This window comes from Streptomyces solicamelliae, assembly GCF_045348655.1.
Taxonomy (GTDB): domain Bacteria; phylum Actinomycetota; class Actinomycetes; order Streptomycetales; family Streptomycetaceae; genus Streptomyces; species Streptomyces solicamelliae.
Genome location: NZ_CP160404.1, coordinates 807263 through 822542 on the forward strand (window position 1 = coordinate 807263; position 15280 = coordinate 822542).

The 15280-nt window shown below is 72.8% G+C and carries 17 protein-coding genes and 1 riboswitch; of the genes, 6 read left to right on the forward strand and 11 right to left on the reverse strand.

Annotation, left to right across the window (positions count from 1 at the left end; genetic code table 11):
* Positions 1-44: 44 nt before the first annotated feature.
* From ABZO31_RS03740 to ABZO31_RS03775, 8 genes are all read right to left on the reverse strand, one after another.
* Complete coding sequence (locus ABZO31_RS03740; protein WP_406859485.1) at positions 45-1625, reverse strand: alpha/beta hydrolase; 1581 nt, start codon at positions 1623-1625, stop codon at positions 45-47.
* A gap of 166 nt (positions 1626-1791) precedes the next feature.
* Positions 1792-2535 carry an urease accessory protein UreD gene (locus ABZO31_RS03745; RefSeq protein WP_406859486.1) on the reverse strand — a complete coding sequence of 248 codons (744 nt, stop codon included), beginning with the start codon at positions 2533-2535 and terminating at the stop codon, positions 1792-1794.
* Positions 2532-3209 carry an urease accessory protein UreG gene (gene ureG / locus ABZO31_RS03750; protein WP_406859487.1) on the reverse strand — a complete coding sequence of 226 codons (678 nt, stop codon included), beginning with the start codon at positions 3207-3209 and terminating at the stop codon, positions 2532-2534. The genes ABZO31_RS03745 and ureG overlap by 4 nt, the downstream gene beginning before the upstream one ends.
* A gap of 160 nt (positions 3210-3369) precedes the next feature.
* On the reverse strand, positions 3370-4035 hold the full coding sequence (locus tag ABZO31_RS03755) for an urease accessory protein UreF (protein WP_406859489.1): 666 nt from the start codon (positions 4033-4035) through the stop codon (positions 3370-3372).
* A complete protein-coding gene (locus ABZO31_RS03760) occupies positions 4035-5756 on the reverse strand; it encodes an urease subunit alpha (protein ID WP_406859490.1) in 1722 nt (573 codons plus the stop codon). Before ABZO31_RS03760 ends, ABZO31_RS03755 begins: the two co-directional genes overlap by 1 nt.
* The gene (locus tag ABZO31_RS03765) at positions 5749-6060 is read right to left on the reverse strand and encodes an urease subunit beta (RefSeq protein ID WP_406859491.1); all 312 of its coding nucleotides are present in this window, start codon (positions 6058-6060) and stop codon (positions 5749-5751) included. The genes ABZO31_RS03760 and ABZO31_RS03765 overlap by 8 nt, the downstream gene beginning before the upstream one ends.
* 16 nt (positions 6061-6076) lie before the next feature.
* On the reverse strand, positions 6077-6379 hold the full coding sequence (locus ABZO31_RS03770; RefSeq protein WP_406859492.1) for an urease subunit gamma: 303 nt from the start codon (positions 6377-6379) through the stop codon (positions 6077-6079).
* Between the two features lie 156 nt (positions 6380-6535).
* The gene (locus tag ABZO31_RS03775; protein WP_406859493.1) at positions 6536-7156 is read right to left on the reverse strand and encodes a TetR/AcrR family transcriptional regulator; all 621 of its coding nucleotides are present in this window, start codon (positions 7154-7156) and stop codon (positions 6536-6538) included.
* A 107-nt stretch (positions 7157-7263) separates the two neighbouring features.
* Between ABZO31_RS03775 and ABZO31_RS03780 the strand changes: the two genes are divergently transcribed.
* Positions 7264-8262, forward strand: coding sequence for an ABC transporter permease (locus ABZO31_RS03780; protein WP_406859494.1), 999 nt, complete (start codon positions 7264-7266; stop codon positions 8260-8262).
* A gap of 117 nt (positions 8263-8379) precedes the next feature.
* Here the strand turns inward: ABZO31_RS03780 and ABZO31_RS03785 are convergent, their stop codons facing one another.
* Entirely contained in the window at positions 8380-8655 is a 276-nt protein-coding gene (locus tag ABZO31_RS03785; RefSeq protein ID WP_406859495.1) for a type II toxin-antitoxin system Phd/YefM family antitoxin, read from the reverse strand.
* A gap of 56 nt (positions 8656-8711) precedes the next feature.
* Between ABZO31_RS03785 and ABZO31_RS03790 the strand changes: the two genes are divergently transcribed.
* From ABZO31_RS03790 to ABZO31_RS03800, 3 genes are all read left to right on the forward strand, one after another.
* Complete coding sequence (locus tag ABZO31_RS03790) at positions 8712-9323, forward strand: ATP-dependent Clp protease proteolytic subunit (protein ID WP_406859496.1); 612 nt, start codon at positions 8712-8714, stop codon at positions 9321-9323.
* 6 nt (positions 9324-9329) lie between these two features.
* Complete coding sequence (locus tag ABZO31_RS03795; RefSeq protein ID WP_406859498.1) at positions 9330-9635, forward strand: hypothetical protein; 306 nt, start codon at positions 9330-9332, stop codon at positions 9633-9635.
* Positions 9636-9939: 304 nt separating this feature from the next.
* Positions 9940-10139: riboswitch (cyclic di-AMP (ydaO/yuaA leader) on the forward strand.
* A gap of 3 nt (positions 10140-10142) precedes the next feature.
* Entirely contained in the window at positions 10143-10619 is a 477-nt protein-coding gene (locus tag ABZO31_RS03800) for a C40 family peptidase (protein WP_406859499.1), read from the forward strand.
* Between the two features lie 107 nt (positions 10620-10726).
* Here the strand turns inward: ABZO31_RS03800 and ABZO31_RS03805 are convergent, their stop codons facing one another.
* Complete coding sequence (locus ABZO31_RS03805) at positions 10727-11158, reverse strand: ATP-binding protein (RefSeq protein ID WP_406859500.1); 432 nt, start codon at positions 11156-11158, stop codon at positions 10727-10729.
* A 227-nt stretch (positions 11159-11385) separates the two neighbouring features.
* The gene (locus tag ABZO31_RS03810) at positions 11386-12552 is read right to left on the reverse strand and encodes an 8-amino-7-oxononanoate synthase (RefSeq protein WP_406859501.1); all 1167 of its coding nucleotides are present in this window, start codon (positions 12550-12552) and stop codon (positions 11386-11388) included.
* 142 nt (positions 12553-12694) lie between these two features.
* Between ABZO31_RS03810 and bioB the strand changes: the two genes are divergently transcribed.
* On the forward strand, positions 12695-13969 hold the full coding sequence (bioB, locus tag ABZO31_RS03815) for a biotin synthase BioB (RefSeq protein ID WP_406859502.1): 1275 nt from the start codon (positions 12695-12697) through the stop codon (positions 13967-13969).
* Complete coding sequence (locus ABZO31_RS03820; RefSeq protein WP_406859503.1) at positions 13962-15242, forward strand: adenosylmethionine--8-amino-7-oxononanoate transaminase; 1281 nt, start codon at positions 13962-13964, stop codon at positions 15240-15242. Before bioB ends, ABZO31_RS03820 begins: the two co-directional genes overlap by 8 nt.
* Positions 15243-15280: the final 38 nt, after the last annotated feature.

A 15280-nucleotide genomic window follows, 5' to 3' on the forward strand; every position in this document is an offset into this window, starting at 1 on the left:
GGGCGGCCGTCGGACGGCCGCCCCTCCCCCGTGTCCGTGCGGTGTTACGGCTTCGGCGTGGCGTGCGGGGCGCAGGTCACGTCCGCCGCGTCCACCGTGCCCTTGAGCAGGTAGGCGTCCACCCGCTCGTTGACGCACGGGTTGACCAGGCCGGTGACGCCGTGCGAGCCGGCGCCCTTCTCGGTGATCAGCCGCGAGTTGTGCAGGCGCTTGTGCAGCTCGACGGCGCCCTCGTACGGGGTGGCGGCGTCACGCTCGGCCTGCACGATCAGGATCGGCGTGAGGTCCTTGCCGGACTTCACCTGCACCGGGGTCTGCTGCTTGGCGGACCAGGTGGCGCAGGGCAGGTTCATCCAGGCGTTGGCCCAGGTCATGAACGGGTGGCTCTGGTGCAGCCGGGTGTTGTCGCGGTCCCAGCGCTTCCAGTTGGTGGGCCACTTGGCGTCCGCGCACTCGACGGCCGTGTAGACGGCGTTGCCGTTCTCGGCGCGGATGTTGCCGGCCGTGTCGTCGGGGTTCGGCGCCGCGTTCTCGATGAGGTCCTTCGGGTCGCCCGCGACGTACTTGCTCCAGGCGTCGGCGACCGGCACCCAGGAGGAGTCGTAGTACGGGGCGCTCTGGAAGAAGCCGATCAGCTCGGACGGGCCGACGAGGCCGCCGAGCGGGGCCTTCTTGGCGGTGGCGCGCAGCTGCTGCCACTGTGCCTCGACCTTCTCGGGGGTGTCGCCGAGGTGGAAGGTGGCGTCGTTGGCGGCGACCCAGGCCTTCCAGTCGTTCCAGCGGGTCTGGAAGGCGACGTCCTGGTCGAGGTTGGCCTGGTACCAGATCTTCTCGCGCGAGGGGTTGACCACGCTGTCGACGATCATGCGGCGCACGTGGCCCGGGAACAGGGTCGTGTAGACCGCGCCGAGGTAGGTGCCGTAGGAGACGCCGATGAAGTTGAGCTTCTTCTCGCCGAGCGCGGCGCGGATGACGTCCAGGTCACGGGCCGTGTTCGGGGTGGTCATGTGCGGCAGCATCCAGCCGCTGCGCTCGGCGCAGCCGTCCGCGTACGCGCGGGCGAGCTTGCGCTGGACGCGCTTGTCGGCCTCGCTGTCGGGGACCGGGTCCATCTTCGGGCCCTTGACGAACTCCTGCGGGTCGACGCAGGAGATCGGCGTGGAGTGGCCGACGCCGCGCGGGTCGAAGCCCACGAAGTCGTACGCCTTCGCGGTGTTGACCCACAGCTTGCTGCCGCTGGTGGTCCGGACGGGGAAGCGCATGCCGGAGCCGCCGGGGCCGCCCGGGTTGTAGAGCAGCGCGCCCTGGCGCTCGGCGTCGGTGCCGGTGCTCTTGGCGCGGTCGACGGCGAGCTTGATCTGCTTGCCGTTCGGGCGGGCGTAGTCGAGCGGGACGGTCACCCAGCCGCACTGGATGGGCTTGGCCAGGCCCCAGTCGGCCGGGCAGTCGGCCCAGTCGATGCCCTGCTTCGCGGCGCGCGCCGCCGCGATCGTGACGCCGCGGGCCTCGGACCAGGTCCGGTCCCGGGTGTCGGCGCCGGCCGTGGGCGCGGCGACCGCGCTCGCGACGAGCGCGCCGGCGACCAGGGCTCCGGCCGTGCCGAATGCTCCTGTACGTCGTGTCACGTAGGTCCTCCCCCTTGCTGAAAGTCGAGTCGAGGGGGATCCTCGCGCCCTCCGTACACCCACGAACAGTCGTACAGGTGTTTTTTTGCCGAACCGATAAGCGAGTTCCGCACACCGCTGACCGAACACCTGGACGCGGACGGTGAAATGAGGGGTCGTCACACCCTCAGAACGGGACGAGTGCGGACTGGGCCTCGTCGAGGGTCCGGCGCAGTCCGAGCGCGTCCGCGGCGACGGCGGAGACCAGCGCGGCGGGACCGGCGAGCGGGGTGACGGCGGCGTACTCGCCGAGCAGCGCGGCCTCGGCCGGTTTCGCCTCGAACTCAGGTGCAACGAGGAGGAGTTGCCCTACCGCACGGTGGCCGGCGAGGACGGCGGGACCGTCCCAGCCGCCGGGCGCACCCGGCCCGTACGCGAGCTCCTGGTCGAGCAGCGGACGGCCGGCGAGGGTGACGGTGAGCCGGGACCTGAGGGTCCCGGGCTCCTCGCCGTACCGCCCGAGGACCTGCTCCTCGCGGAGCACCAGCCGGGCACCGGCGGCGAGTTCGACCGTGGTCCGGGCGCGCAGGTCCGAGCCGCGGGCGGAGACCAGCGGCTCGGGCAGCCAGCGCAGCGCCGCGTCCGCCCCGACCGACAGCCGGACGCGGTAGTGGGCGGGGCCGGGAGTGCGGCCGGGCAGGGCGACGGTCGCGGCGGCGGTGCCGACGGCGAGCCGGGCGCCGTCCTCCGCCCGTGCCTCCAGGTCGAGTTCGTCGCCGCCCAGCGGGGCGCTCATCGCGCCGACGACGGTGACCCGGGTGTACGCGTCGGTGCTGCGGGTGCGGCGCAGGGCGAAGGGGCCGTCGCTGCGGAGGACCGGCAGGGAGCCGTCGGCGGCGGCGACGATCCGTGCGGTGGCGCGCAGGCTCATGCGGTCCAGTCGGCGAGCCGGGCGCGGACCCACGCGGCGACGGGGGCGACGCCCTCCGGCCCGGTCAGCGAGGTGAACACGACGGGCAGTTCGCCGCGCTGCGCCTCGGCGTCGCGGGCCATCCGCTCCAGGTCGGAGCCGACGTACGGGGCGAGGTCGGTCTTGTTGACGACGAGCAGGTCGGCGGTGGTGACGCCGGGGCCGCCCTTGCGCGGGATGTCGTCGCCGCCGGCCACGTCGATGACGAAGACCTGGGCGTCGACCAGGCCCTTGGAGAAGGTGGCGGTGAGGTTGTCGCCGCCGGACTCGACGAGGATCAGGTCGAGCGGACCGACCTCGTCCTCCAGGTCCTCGACGGCCTCCAGGTTGGCCGAGATGTCGTCGCGGATCGCGGTGTGCGGGCAGGCCCCGGTCTCCACGGCCTGGATGCGCTCGGGCGGCAGGACCGCGTTGCGCAGCAGGAACTCGGCGTCCTCGCGCGTGTAGATGTCGTTGGTGACGACGGCGAGCGAGAACTCGTCGCGCAGGACGCGGCACAGCGCGGCGACGGTCGCGGTCTTGCCGGACCCGACGGGCCCACCGAGCCCGACCCGCAGAGCCCGCCGGGACCCGTCGGGCCGGTGGGCATCGGCGGACACGGCGCCGTGGTGATCGTGAGAGTGGTCGAGATGCATAGGGGCGGCTCCTGCTTCTACCGTTGTGGGCATACGTTCCGCGGGGCGATGGGGGTCCCCCTGCTCGGGCGAAGCCGAGAGCCTGGGGGATGGGCGGGCACAACCCCGCAGGGCGGCGCCCGATCAAGCTCCTCGACCCCGAGGCCCCCGGGACAGCCGGTCACGACGCAAACAAACGGACCGGCCAGGCGCCATGGTGCTCGGCGGCGATGTCGAGCAGAGGCGCGGACGCGGCGGGCAACGCATGCAGGCCCTCCCGAGCCGCGGCCGCCGCCCGCTCCGCGACCTCGTCCATCTCCGGGGCAAGCCGGGCCAAGACGGCAGTGGCCTGGTACGGATCGAGGCTCAGCAGCCGCACGGCCGCCGTCGCAGGCCCGCCGACCGTCTCGTACGCGACGCAGTACGCCGCGTCCTCGGCCCCGAGCCCCGCGGCCCGGGCAGCGGTGCCGAGCACGACCGGCTGGTGCGCCCCCCGCGGGAACGCCGCGGCGAGCGCGTCGAGTTCGGGCCCCGGCCAGGCGGCGCGGCCGGCCCGCATCAGTTGCCGGCCGAGCTTGCGGGACGCGGCCCGCAGCGCGGACGACGGGGTGCGCGCGTCGGCCGCGGCGTCCAGCGCGTACGGGTCCATGCCGAGCGCGGCCGCCCCGGCGAGGCCCGCCGAGGTGAGCCCGGTGGTGTGCAGCCGGCCCCGGCAGAACGCGGCGAGGTCCGCGGCGTCCCGGAGGCGGCCGGCCCTCACCGCGGCCTCGGCGCCGCCGGAGTGGGCGTGGCCGCCGGCGGGGAACCGCCCGTCGGCGAGCACGAGGAGGGCCGATCTGTTCGTCATCAGAAGAGGAAGTACCGCTGGGCCATGGGCAGTTCGGTGGCGGCCGCGGGCTCGACCGCCTCCCCGTCGATCGTCACCGTGAAGGTGTCGGCGTCGACCTCGACGCGGGGCAGCGCGTCGTTCTCCCGCATGTCCGCCTTGGTGACCCGGCGGGTGCTGCCGATGGGGGTGAACGTCTTGCCCAGACCGAGGCGTTCGGGCAGGTCGTCCTCGAGGGCGGCCGGGGCGACGAAGTTGACCGAGCCGGTGGCCGCCGCCTTGCCGAGCGCGCCGAACATCGGCCGGGGCAGGACCGGTTGGGGGGTGGGGATGGAGGCGTTGGCGTCGCCCATCTGCGCGTACGCGAGCTGGCCGCCCTTGAGCACGGCGAGCGGCTTGACGCCGAAGAACGCCGGCTCCCACAGGACGAGATCGGCGAGCTTGCCCGGTTCGACGGAGCCGATCAGGTGATCCATGCCCTGCGCGACGGCGGGGTTGATCGTGTACTTGGCGACATAGCGACGTGCGCGCAGGTTGTCGGCGCGGCCGTCGCCGGGCAGAGCGCCGCGCCGCTTCTTCATCACGTGCGCGGTCTGCCAGGTCCGCAGGATCACCTCGCCGATGCGGCCCATGGCCTGGGAGTCGGAGGAGATGATCGAGATCGCGCCGAGGTCGTGCAGCACGTCCTCGGCGGCGATGGTGGACGGCCGGATCCGTGACTCGGCGAAGGCCAGGTCCTCGGGCACGGCCGGGTTGAGGTGGTGGCAGACCATCAGCATGTCGAGGTGCTCCTCGACGGTGTTGACCGTGTGCGGCCGGGTGGGGTTGGTCGAACTGGGCAGCACGTACGGCTCGGAGACGACGGTGATGATGTCCGGCGCGTGTCCGCCGCCCGCGCCCTCGGTGTGGTACGCGTGGATGGTCCGGCCGCCGATGGCGGCGAGGGTGTCGCCGACGAATCCGGCCTCGTTGAGGGTGTCGGTGTGCACGGCGAGCTGGGCGCCGGTCTCGTCGCAGACGCCCAGGCAGGCGTCGATGACGGCCGGGGTGGCGCCCCAGTCCTCGTGGATCTTGAACCCGACGGCGCCGCCGCGCAGTTGGGAGAGCATGGCCTCGCGGGACATGGTGTTGCCCTTGCCGAGCAGGCCGATGTTGACCGGGTAGGTCTCCAGGGCCTCGAACATCCGGGCCAGGTGCCAGGGCCCGGGCGTGATCGTGGTGGCCTTGGTGCCCTCGGCGGGGCCGGTGCCGCCGCCGACGAGGGTGGTGACGCCGGTGGCCAGGGCCTGGTCGACGACGGTCGGCGAGATGAAGTGCACGTGGGCGTCGACGGCGCCGGCGGTGACGATCCGCCCGTTGCCGGCGATGACCTCGGTCTCGGGGCCGATGACGAGCCCGGGGTGGACGCCGTCCATGGTGTCGGGGTTGCCGGCCTTGCCGAGGACCGTGATCCGGCCGCCGCGGATGCCGATGTCGGCCTTGACGACGCCCCAGTGGTCGAGGACGACGGCCCCGGTGATCACGGTGTCGGGCGCGCCCTCGGCACGGGTCGTGCGGGACTGCCCCATGGACTCGCGGATGACCTTGCCGCCGCCGAAGACGGCCTCGTCGCCGGCCCGGCCGGGGCCACCGCTGCGGTCCTCCTCGATCTCGATGAGCAGGTCGGTGTCGGCGAGCCGGATGCGGTCGCCGGTGGTGGGGCCGAACAGGTCGGCGTACACGGCGCGGTGCAGTTCAGGCATCGAGCGGTCCTCCGATCGCGCCGCGCAGTCCGGCGACGATCCGGCGGCCGGCCAGCGGGACGAGTTCGACCTCGACGGGGATGCCGGGCTCGAAGCGGACCGCGGTGCCGGCGGCGATGTTCAGGCGCAGACCGTGAGCGGCCGGCCGGTCGAACTCCAGGCCGGGGTTGGCCTCGGCGAAGTGGTAGTGGGAGCCGACCTGGACGGGCCGGTCGGCGGCGTTGAGCACGGTGAGCGTGGTGACCGGGCTGCCCTCGTTGAGGACGACCGGACCTTCACCCAAAAGGATTTCTCCGGGAATCACGGCGCGGGTCAGCCCCTCAGGCGATCGGCTCGTGGACGGTGACGAGCTTGGTGCCGTCCGGGAAGGTGGCCTCGACCTGGACGTCGTGGATCATCTCGGCGATACCGGCCATCACGTCGTCGCGGGTGAGCACCTTCCGCCCGGAGGCCATGAGTTCGGCGACGGTACGGCCGTCCCGGGCGCCCTCCAGGACGTGCGCGGTGATCAGGGCGACGGCCTCGGGGTGGTTGAGCTTGACCCCGCGCGCGCGGCGCTTCTCGGCCACGTCGGCCGCGACATGGATGAGCAGGCGTTCCTGCTCATGGGGGCTCAGTTGCACGCTTCCACCTCACAGTCGTCCACCGGGCGGGCATCCTGACGGCCGCGGACCGGTCGATCGTCGGTGGACCCTACCGATCTTCAACAGCCCGTCGAACTGCGAGGACGGTCCGTGCGGTCAGACATTGCACGTTAGGGCGGAAGTTTTTCCGGCGCGTTAACTGGCGCTTTGCGTCTCCATGGACATGAGCCCGCGCAGCCCGTCCTCCAGGACCTCGACGGCCACGTCTCCGAAGAGCGCCTGCTGAGCGATGAATCCCTGGGCGACGGCGATGAGGGTGCGGGCGACGTGGTCGGCGGGGACGTCCGCGCGGAGCAGCCCGTTCTTCCGGTACGCCTCGACCAGCTCGGACCAGGCCGCGCGCATGCCCTGGTAGCCCGCGGCCAGGGTCGCGGACAGCTGCTCGTCGCGCAGCGTCTCGGTCCACACCTGGATGATCAGCCGGGGGAAGGCCCGCTGGTCGGCGCCGGGGATCCGCTGCTCCAGGAACATGCGCAGCACCCCGCCGAGCAGCACGTCCGGCATGGGCGGCGGGACCATCCGCGAGGCGTCCTCGAAGGCGGCCCGGATCCCGCCGAACGCCTCTTGGGCGATGGCCGCGATCAGGGCCTCCTTGCCGTTGAAGTAGCGGTAGACCGCTCCGGCCGACAGGCCGACCTCGGTGAAGACGTCCTGCATGGACGTGGCGTGGAAGCCGTTGCGGGCGAAGCAGCGGGCGGCGCCGTCGAGGATCTGCCGGCGGCGGGCGTCGAGGTGCTCCTGGGATACGCGTGCCATGCCCGCAAAGTTAAAACGAACATTCCTTCTTGACAAGGAGCGGACTCGGCGGGACAGTCGGGGCAACAGAAAAACGAACGATCCTTCTCTTTGAATCGAGGGGTGCCATGTCCGCCAACGCCACCCGCCGCACGGTCGCGGTCCTGGCCCTGATCCCGATCGTGGTGGCCCTGGCCCTGTGGGCCTTCGCCTGGCCGGCCGCCCGGACGGCCCCCCGCGACCTGCCGCTCGGCGTGGCGGGCCCGGCGACCGCCACCGCACCGCTGGAGCAGAACCTCGCCCGGCACGAAGGCGCCTTCGACGTGCACCGCTACGCGGACGCCGACGCGGCCCGCCGCGCGATCGAGGACCGCGAGGTGTACGGCGCGATCGTCGTCACCCCGCAGGGCCCCGAACTGCTCACCGCCACGGCCGCGAGCCCGGCCGTCGCCCAGCTGCTGCGCGAGGCGGTCACCGGGCAACTGCCCGCGGGCGCCGAGCCCAAGGTCACCGATGTCGTCAAGGCGCCGGCGACCGATCCGCGCGGCGGTGTGTTCGCGTCGAGCCTGATGCCGCTGGCGATCGGCGGGGCGGCGACCGGCGCGGTGGTCACGCTGTTCGGTCTGCGCGGACTGCGGGCCGGGGCCGCGCTGGTCGGCGCGGCGGCGCTCGCAGGCATCACCGGCGCGGCGCTCGCGCACAGCTGGCTCGGCGTCCTGACCGGCTCGTGGTGGGCGGAGGCCGGGGTGCTGGGCCTGACCGTGCTGGCGATCGGCGCGACGATGGCCGGCCTGGGCGCGCTGCTCGGCCCGCGCGGCCTGGGCGTCGGCGGCCTGCTGATGATCCTGATCGGCAACCCGTTCTCGGGCATCGGCTCCGCGCCGCAGCTCCTGCCGGAGCCGGCCGGACTGCTCGGCCAGTGGCTGCCGCCGGGCGCGGCGGGCACGGCTCTGCGCTCGGTCGCCTACTTCGACGGCAACGGTGCCGGGGGCGCGCTCCTCGTCCTGGGCACGTGGGCGACGGCGGGCCTGGTCGCGGTGCTCGCGGTGCGGCAGGGCGGTGCGACGGCCGCGGCGCAGGGCCCGGCCGCGGCGCGACCGGAGCCGGAGCCGGAGCCGGTGCGCTGAGCCCGCTCCTTCTGTACGGCCGCGTGTCCCCGCTGTAGCGGACGGGGGCACGCGGCCTTCGTCATGCGGGCTGCGTCATGCGGCCATCGCCCTCAGGCGTTCGCCGGACGGGCTCCGTCAGGCGCCCCGTTCGCGGTGGCGGGCGGCGATGCCGAACCGGCCCTGTTCACCGGGAGCGGACGCGACCGGGCGGACGGCGGCGACCGTGCTGATCACCGGCTCCTCCGCCGGCTCCGGGTCCGCTTCGAGTTTCTCCAGGTCAGCGGCGGATACCAGGGCCACAAGGGGCTTGCCGTGGCGGGTCACGACCACGCGCTCGTTGCCGTACACGACGCGGTTGATCAGGTCGGCGAGCTCTGCCCGCGCTTGCGTCACCGGAATCTCGTAGGCCATGCTCCTCATCTTACGGCCTGTACGTCCTGTACATTTTTTACAGAGGAGGCGCCGCCATGCAGAACCGCTACGTCCTGCCCGAGTTCACCGAGCGCACCAGCTACGGGAGCCGCACCCTCGATCCGTACTCCAAGCTCCTGGAGGAGCGGATCGTCTTCCTCGGCACGCCGATCGACGAGACCTCGGCGAACGACGTGATCGCCCAGCTGCTGCACCTCGAGTACGCCGACCCCGACCGGGAGATCGCGCTCTACATCAACTCGCCCGGCGGCTCGCCGAGTGCCATGGCCTCGATCTACGACACGATGCAGGTCATCACCTGCGAGGTCGCGACGACCTGCCTCGGCCAGGCCGTGTCGACGGCCGCCGTCCTGCTCGCCGCCGGCGCGCCCGGCAAGCGGATGGCCCTGCCCGGGGCGCGCATCGTGCTCGAGCAGCCGGGCACGGACGAGCCGGTGCAGGGGCAGCCCAGCGACCTGGAGATCCAGGCGGCGGAGATGCTGCGGCTGCGCGCCATGGTCGCCGGGATGCTGACCGAGCACACCGGGCAGAGCCGCGAGCGGATCGACGCCGACCTCGACCGCCTCTCGGTCTTCGACGCCGGGCAGGCCGTGGAGTACGGGCTCGTGGACCACGTGGTGCAGAACCGCGGCGCCGGACCGAGGTGAGCGCAGGTGGTCCCCGAACTGCCGCCGCTCCCCGCCCTCACCCGCGCCGAGGGTGAGTTGGTCGACGCGTACCTCGAAGTCGTCGACCAACTGGGGAGAATCAATCCATCCAGGGCATCGCATACCTATGGGGCCCTGAGGGCGGCTCAGGCCCTGGTGGGACGGGCGGTCGCCCTGCGGGACGCCCTGGAAGTCATGCACCGGCGCGGGGAGAGCGAGGTCCACGCGGCCACATTGGCGCGCGCCCTGCGGGTGTTGGACGGCGAGCGCCGCGCACACCGGGTCACCCTGGCCGACTCCTCCGCCAGTTGACAGTTCCGCATGTCGTGTCCAGGGCCAGTCGGTCGCAGGAACCCTCGCTCGATCGGCGTAGTCGACGAATCGACTTGTGTCGCGGGTGAGTTGCGCAACCGGTGTACGCATTTGGCGGAATGAACTATTCCGGTGCTGGTACGGGGCTCATCCGCCAAACCTCCGCTGATCACAAAGACTGCCTGTCCACCCGATCGGATCAGTCGTGAGCAGCCTCACATCACCTCGTTTCAGCTCGGATTTCGGCACGAGCTGGGTCAAGATCCCTGTCGACGACAAGCCCCCGCCATCCCCGGCGGGGCGGTCCGGGCGGACGCCGAGTCCTGCCGCCGCTCCGGACGTCTGGTCGACAGAGTGGATCGGCAGGAGTGGAGGACCCAGGCAACACGGACCGGCCGTACGCACGACCACGGCAGGTCCTCGGGGTGAAGCCGCAGCCGCGGCCGGGCTTCTTCGGGCCCGAACCCGACAGGTCATCCTTCACAGGCGGCTGACGAAGGGTTGCGCATGTCTGCGCAGATTCATGTCCCGTCCCTGCTCTCCCGGGCCGGCGCCGTATCGGCCCTGACCCTCGCCGCCGTCGGCGGCACGCTCCTCGCCCCCGGCGCGGCGCCCGAGGCCGAGGCGGCCACCGTGTACGCGAGCAAGGCGCTCGGCGTCGCCGCGTCGAAGAAGGGCGCCCCCTACAAGTACGGCGCGACCGGGCCCAGCAGGTTCGACTGCTCGGGGCTCACGCTCTACTCGTACAAGCGCGCGGGCAAGGCGCTGCCCCGCACGGCGCAGCAGCAGTACAACAAGACCCGGCACATCGCGGCCTCCGGCCGGGCCAAGGGCGACCTGGTCTTCTTCCACTCCGGCGGACGCGTCTACCACGTCGGCATCTACGCCGGGAACGGCAGGATCTGGCACTCCCCCAAGACGGGCTCGTGGGTGAAGCTCGACCGGATCTGGTCCTCGAAGGTCTGGTACGGCAGGGTCCGCTGACGCGGCGGCCGCCCCGGTTCAGTGTCCCGTCACCGGGGCGGCCGGCAGGGTGAGCCCGAGACCGGCGAGCGCGCCGCCGGTCACCCCCTGTCGGTCGGGGGACGGGGTCAGTTGGGGGACGGGGTGGTCCAGGGGAGTTCGATCCAGACCGTCTTGCCGCCGTCGTCGGTCGGGCGGACCGAGAGCCTGCCGCCGCACTCGGCGGTCAGCCAGCGGATGATCACCATGCCGCGCCCGTTGTCCTGCTGGACGGCGGCGGGCAGCCGCTGGGGCCAGCGGGGGTGGCTGTCGGTGACGCCGATGTGCAGCTGCTCGTCGCGTTCGAGGCGGACGTCGACGGTGAAGGTGGGCGACTGGCCGAAGGTGTGCTGGACGGCGTTGGTGGCCAGTTCGGAGACGATCAGACGGACGGTGTCGGAGGTCTCGGAACCCTCGTCGAGGCCCCAGCCGGCGAGCACGCCGGCGACGTATCTGCGGGCCGTGGAGACCGAGGCCGGATCGCTCGGCAGAGTGAGGGTTGCTTCTTGATGGTCTGCCATGGCGACGCTGTCCCTTTCCCACCGGGGCGCCCGGCCCCGGATTGCGCTTCGCGCCAGAGTGCCACCGTTCCGGGGGACCTGGGAGGTGTTTCACGGAGATATGCGTAAATCTGTCGCTCGATGCGGTGAACTCTGCGATGCCAGAACGCATTTGAGGGCCGGTCTGCTCGACGGCCGGACCCCGGCCCCGAGTCCGGCACCGGCCCCGGCCCCGAGTCCGCCGGAGGTCAGGCCTCCGGTGCCGTGCGCAGGATCGTGGCGACGGCCTCGTCGACCTGCTGGTCCGTGAGGTCGGCGCGGGCCGTCAGCCGCAGCCGCGAGATGCCGTCCGGCACCGACGGCGGCCGGAAGCAGCCGACGCCCAGACCCTGTTCGCGGCAGTCCGCGGCCCAGCGCAGCGCCGCGTCCGGGGAGGGCGCGTGCACCGACACCACCGCCGCGTCGGGGCGGGCCGCGGTCAGCCCGGCGTCGGTGAGCCCACGGTGCAGGGCGGCGGCGACGGTACGGGCCCGCTCCGCGAGTCCCGGCTCCTCGCGGATCAGCCGCAGGCTCGCGAGAGCGGCGCCGACGGCGGCCGGGGCGAGGCCGGTGTCGAAGATGAACGTGCGGGCCGCGTTGACCAGGTGCTCGATCACCCTGGCCGGGCCGAGGACCGCGCCGCCCTGGCTGCCCAGCGACTTGGACAGGGTGAGGGTGGCGACCACGTCCGGGTCGCCGGCGAGCCCCGCCTCGTGCAGGGCGCCCCGGCCGCCCTCGCCGAGGACGCCGAAGCCGTGGGCGTCGTCCACGACCAGCGCGGCCGGGCCGTGGGCGCGGCAGGCGGCGGCGAGCTCGGCCAGCGGGGCCTTGTCGCCGTCGACGGAGAACACCGAGTCGGAGACCACCAGGGCGCGGCGGCCCGGGTGGGCGTCGAGGGTCTTGCGTACCGCCTCGGGGTCGGTGTGCGGGACGATCGCGGTCTCGGCGCGGGAGAGGCGGCAGCCGTCGACGATGGAGGCGTGGTTGGCGGCGTCCGAGACGGTCAGCGAGCCGTGACCGCCGAGCGCGGTGAGCGCGGCGAGGTTGGCGGTGTAGCCGGAGGAGAAGACCAGGGCGGCCTCGAAGCCGCAGAACGCGGCGAGCTCCCGGTCCAGCCGGGTGTGCAGCGCCGTCGTGCCGGTGACCAGGCGCGAGCCGGTGGAGCCGGCGCCCCAGCGCAGGGCGGCCTCGGCTGCCGCCTCCTTGACCTCGGCACGGTGGGTCAGGCCCAGGTAGTCGTTGCTCGCGAGGTCCAGGACGTCCGGTTCGGCGGCGCGGGGGCGCAGCGTCCGGACGAGTCCGGCGTCCGTACGGCGGCGGGCCTCGGCGTCGGTCCAGTCGAACGCGCGTCGGCGCGGGTCCACGGCCTGGGACATGACAGATCCTTTTGTAGGCAGCGCACAGACCCTAACCGCAGGACGCCGAGGTCGGGGTGTGGTCATACACACACCTCGAACGGGCCCGTTTGTTCGGATCCTCCTTGGCCGAAAGGCGTGACGTAGGTCAGGATCAGCCCTTATGGACCTGCTGAACACGCTGGTGGAGAAGGGCCTGCGGCGCGAGCTGCCGACCCGTGAAGAAGCGCTCGCCGTGCTGGCGACCTCCGACGACGAACTGCTCGATGTGGTGGCCGCTGCCGGCAAGGTGCGCCGTCAGTGGTTCGGCCGCCGGGTCAAGCTCAATTACCTGGTCAACCTGAAGTCCGGGCTGTGCCCCGAGGACTGCTCGTACTGCTCGCAGCGCCTCGGCTCCACGGCCGGGATCCTCAAGTACACCTGGCTGAAGCCGGAGGAGGCCTCCCAGGCGGCCGCCGCCGGTGTCGCGGGCGGTGCGAAGCGGGTCTGCCTGGTCGCGAGCGGCCGCGGTCCGACGGACCGGGACGTGGAGCGGGTCGGGAAGACGATCGAGACGATCAAGGAGCAGAACGAGGGCATCGAGGTCTGCGCCTGTCTCGGTCTGCTCTCCGACGGCCAGGCCGAGCGGCTCAAGGACGCCGGCGCCGACGCGTACAACCACAACCTGAACACGTCCGAGGGGACGTACGGGGAGATCACCACCACCCACACCTACGCGGACCGCGTGGACACCGTGCAGAAGGCGCACGCGGCCGGCCTGTCGGCCTGCTCGGGCCTGATCGCGGGCATGGGCGAGGCCGACGAGGACCTGGTCGACGTGGTGTACGCGCTGCGCGAGCTGGACTCGGACTCGGTGCCGGTCAACTTCCTGATCCCGTTCGAGGGCACCCCCCTCGCGAAGGAGTGGCACCTCACCCCGCAGCGCTGTCTGCGGATCCTGGCCATGGTCCGCTTCGTCTGCCCCGACGTGGAGGTCCGGATCGCGGGCGGCCGTGAGGTGCACCTGCGGTCGATGCAGCCGCTGGCGCTGCACATCGCCAACTCGATCTTCCTCGGCGACTACCTGACCAGTGAGGGCCAGGCCGGTCAGGCCGACCTCGACATGATCGCCGACGCCGGCTTCGAGGTGGAGGGCGCCGGGACGACGACGCTGCCCGCGCACCGTGCCGACGCGCTCGCCGCGGCGGGCGGCGGCTGCGGTTCCGGCGCGGCGGCGGGCGGCTGCGGCTCGTCCGCTTCCGCGGACGCGGATGCCGCAGCGTGCGGCTCGCACGCGGGCGGCGGCTGCGGTCCGTGCGGCGGGCACGCGGCGGCGGAGCCGGCCTCCGAGCCGGTCGCCGCCGAGGCGCCGTCGGCCGAGGACGCCAACCCCGCCCGTACCGACCTGGTGGCCGTGCGCCGCCGCGGCGCGGGCACGGACCTGGCGCCGAATGCGTAACGACGAACTGCTCGCCTTGGACCGGGCGCACGTCTGGCACCCGTACGGCCCCATGCCGGGCCGTGCGGAGCCGCTGGTCGTCGCGTCCGCGTCCGGGGTACGGCTCAGGCTCGCCGAACCGGCCCACGGGCAGGACGAGCTGATCGACGGCATGTCGTCCTGGTGGTCGGCGATCCACGGCTACAACCACCCCGTCCTGAACGAGGCGGCGCGCGGTCAGCTCGACCGGATGAGCCATGTGATGTTCGGCGGGCTCACCCACGAGCCCGCGGTCCGGCTCGCCGCAAGGCTGGTCGAGATCACCCCCGGGCCGCTGCAGCACGTCTTCCTCAGCGACTCGGGCTCGGTGTCCGTCGAGGTCGCCGCGAAGATGTGCCTGCAGTACTGGCGCTCCGTGGGCCGGCCGGCCAAGCAGCGGCTGCTGACCTGGCGCGGCGGCTACCACGGGGACACCTGGCAGCCGATGTCGGTGTGCGACCCCGAGGGCGGGATGCACGAGCTCTGGTCCGGGGTGCTGCCCCGGCAGCTGTTCGTCGACGCGCCGCCGGCGGCGTACGAGGAGTCGTACGCGCAGCTGCTGCGCGAGGCGGTCGCGCGGCACGCGGACGAGCTGGCGGCGGTCATCGTGGAGCCGGTGGTGCAGGGCGCGGGCGGGATGCGGTTCCACGCGCCGGAGTACCTGCGGGTGCTGCGCGAGGCGTGCGACGAGCACGGCGTGCTGCTGGTGTTCGACGAGATCGCGACCGGGTTCGGCCGGACGGGCACGCTGTTCGCGGCGGACGCGGCCGGTGTCGCGCCGGACGTGATGTGCGTGGGCAAGGCGCTGACCGGCGGCTATCTGTCGATGGCGGCGACGCTGTGCACGTCGGAGGTGGCCGACGGGATCTCGCGCGGCGAGGTCCCGGTGCTGGCCCACGGCCCGACGTTCATGGGCAACCCCCTCGCCTCGTCGGTGGCCTGCGCCTCGATCGACCTGCTCCTGTCGCAGGACTGGCAGACGGAGGTCAAGCGGATCGAGGGCGGCCTGCGCGAGGGCTTGGAGCCGGCCCGCACGCTCCCGGGCGTCCGGGATGTCCGGGTCCTCGGCGCCATCGGCGTGGTCCAGCTGGACCACGACATCGACATGGCGGCGGCGACGGCCGCGGCGGTCCGGGAGGGCGTCTGGCTGCGCCCCTTCCGCGACCTGATCTACACGATGCCGCCGTTCGTGACGGGGGACGCGGACGTGGCGCGGATCTGCGCGGCGGTCCGCGCGGCGGCGGCAGCGGGCTGAGCGGGTCCCCTCCCCCGGTGGGGGCAGCGAGGAAAGGA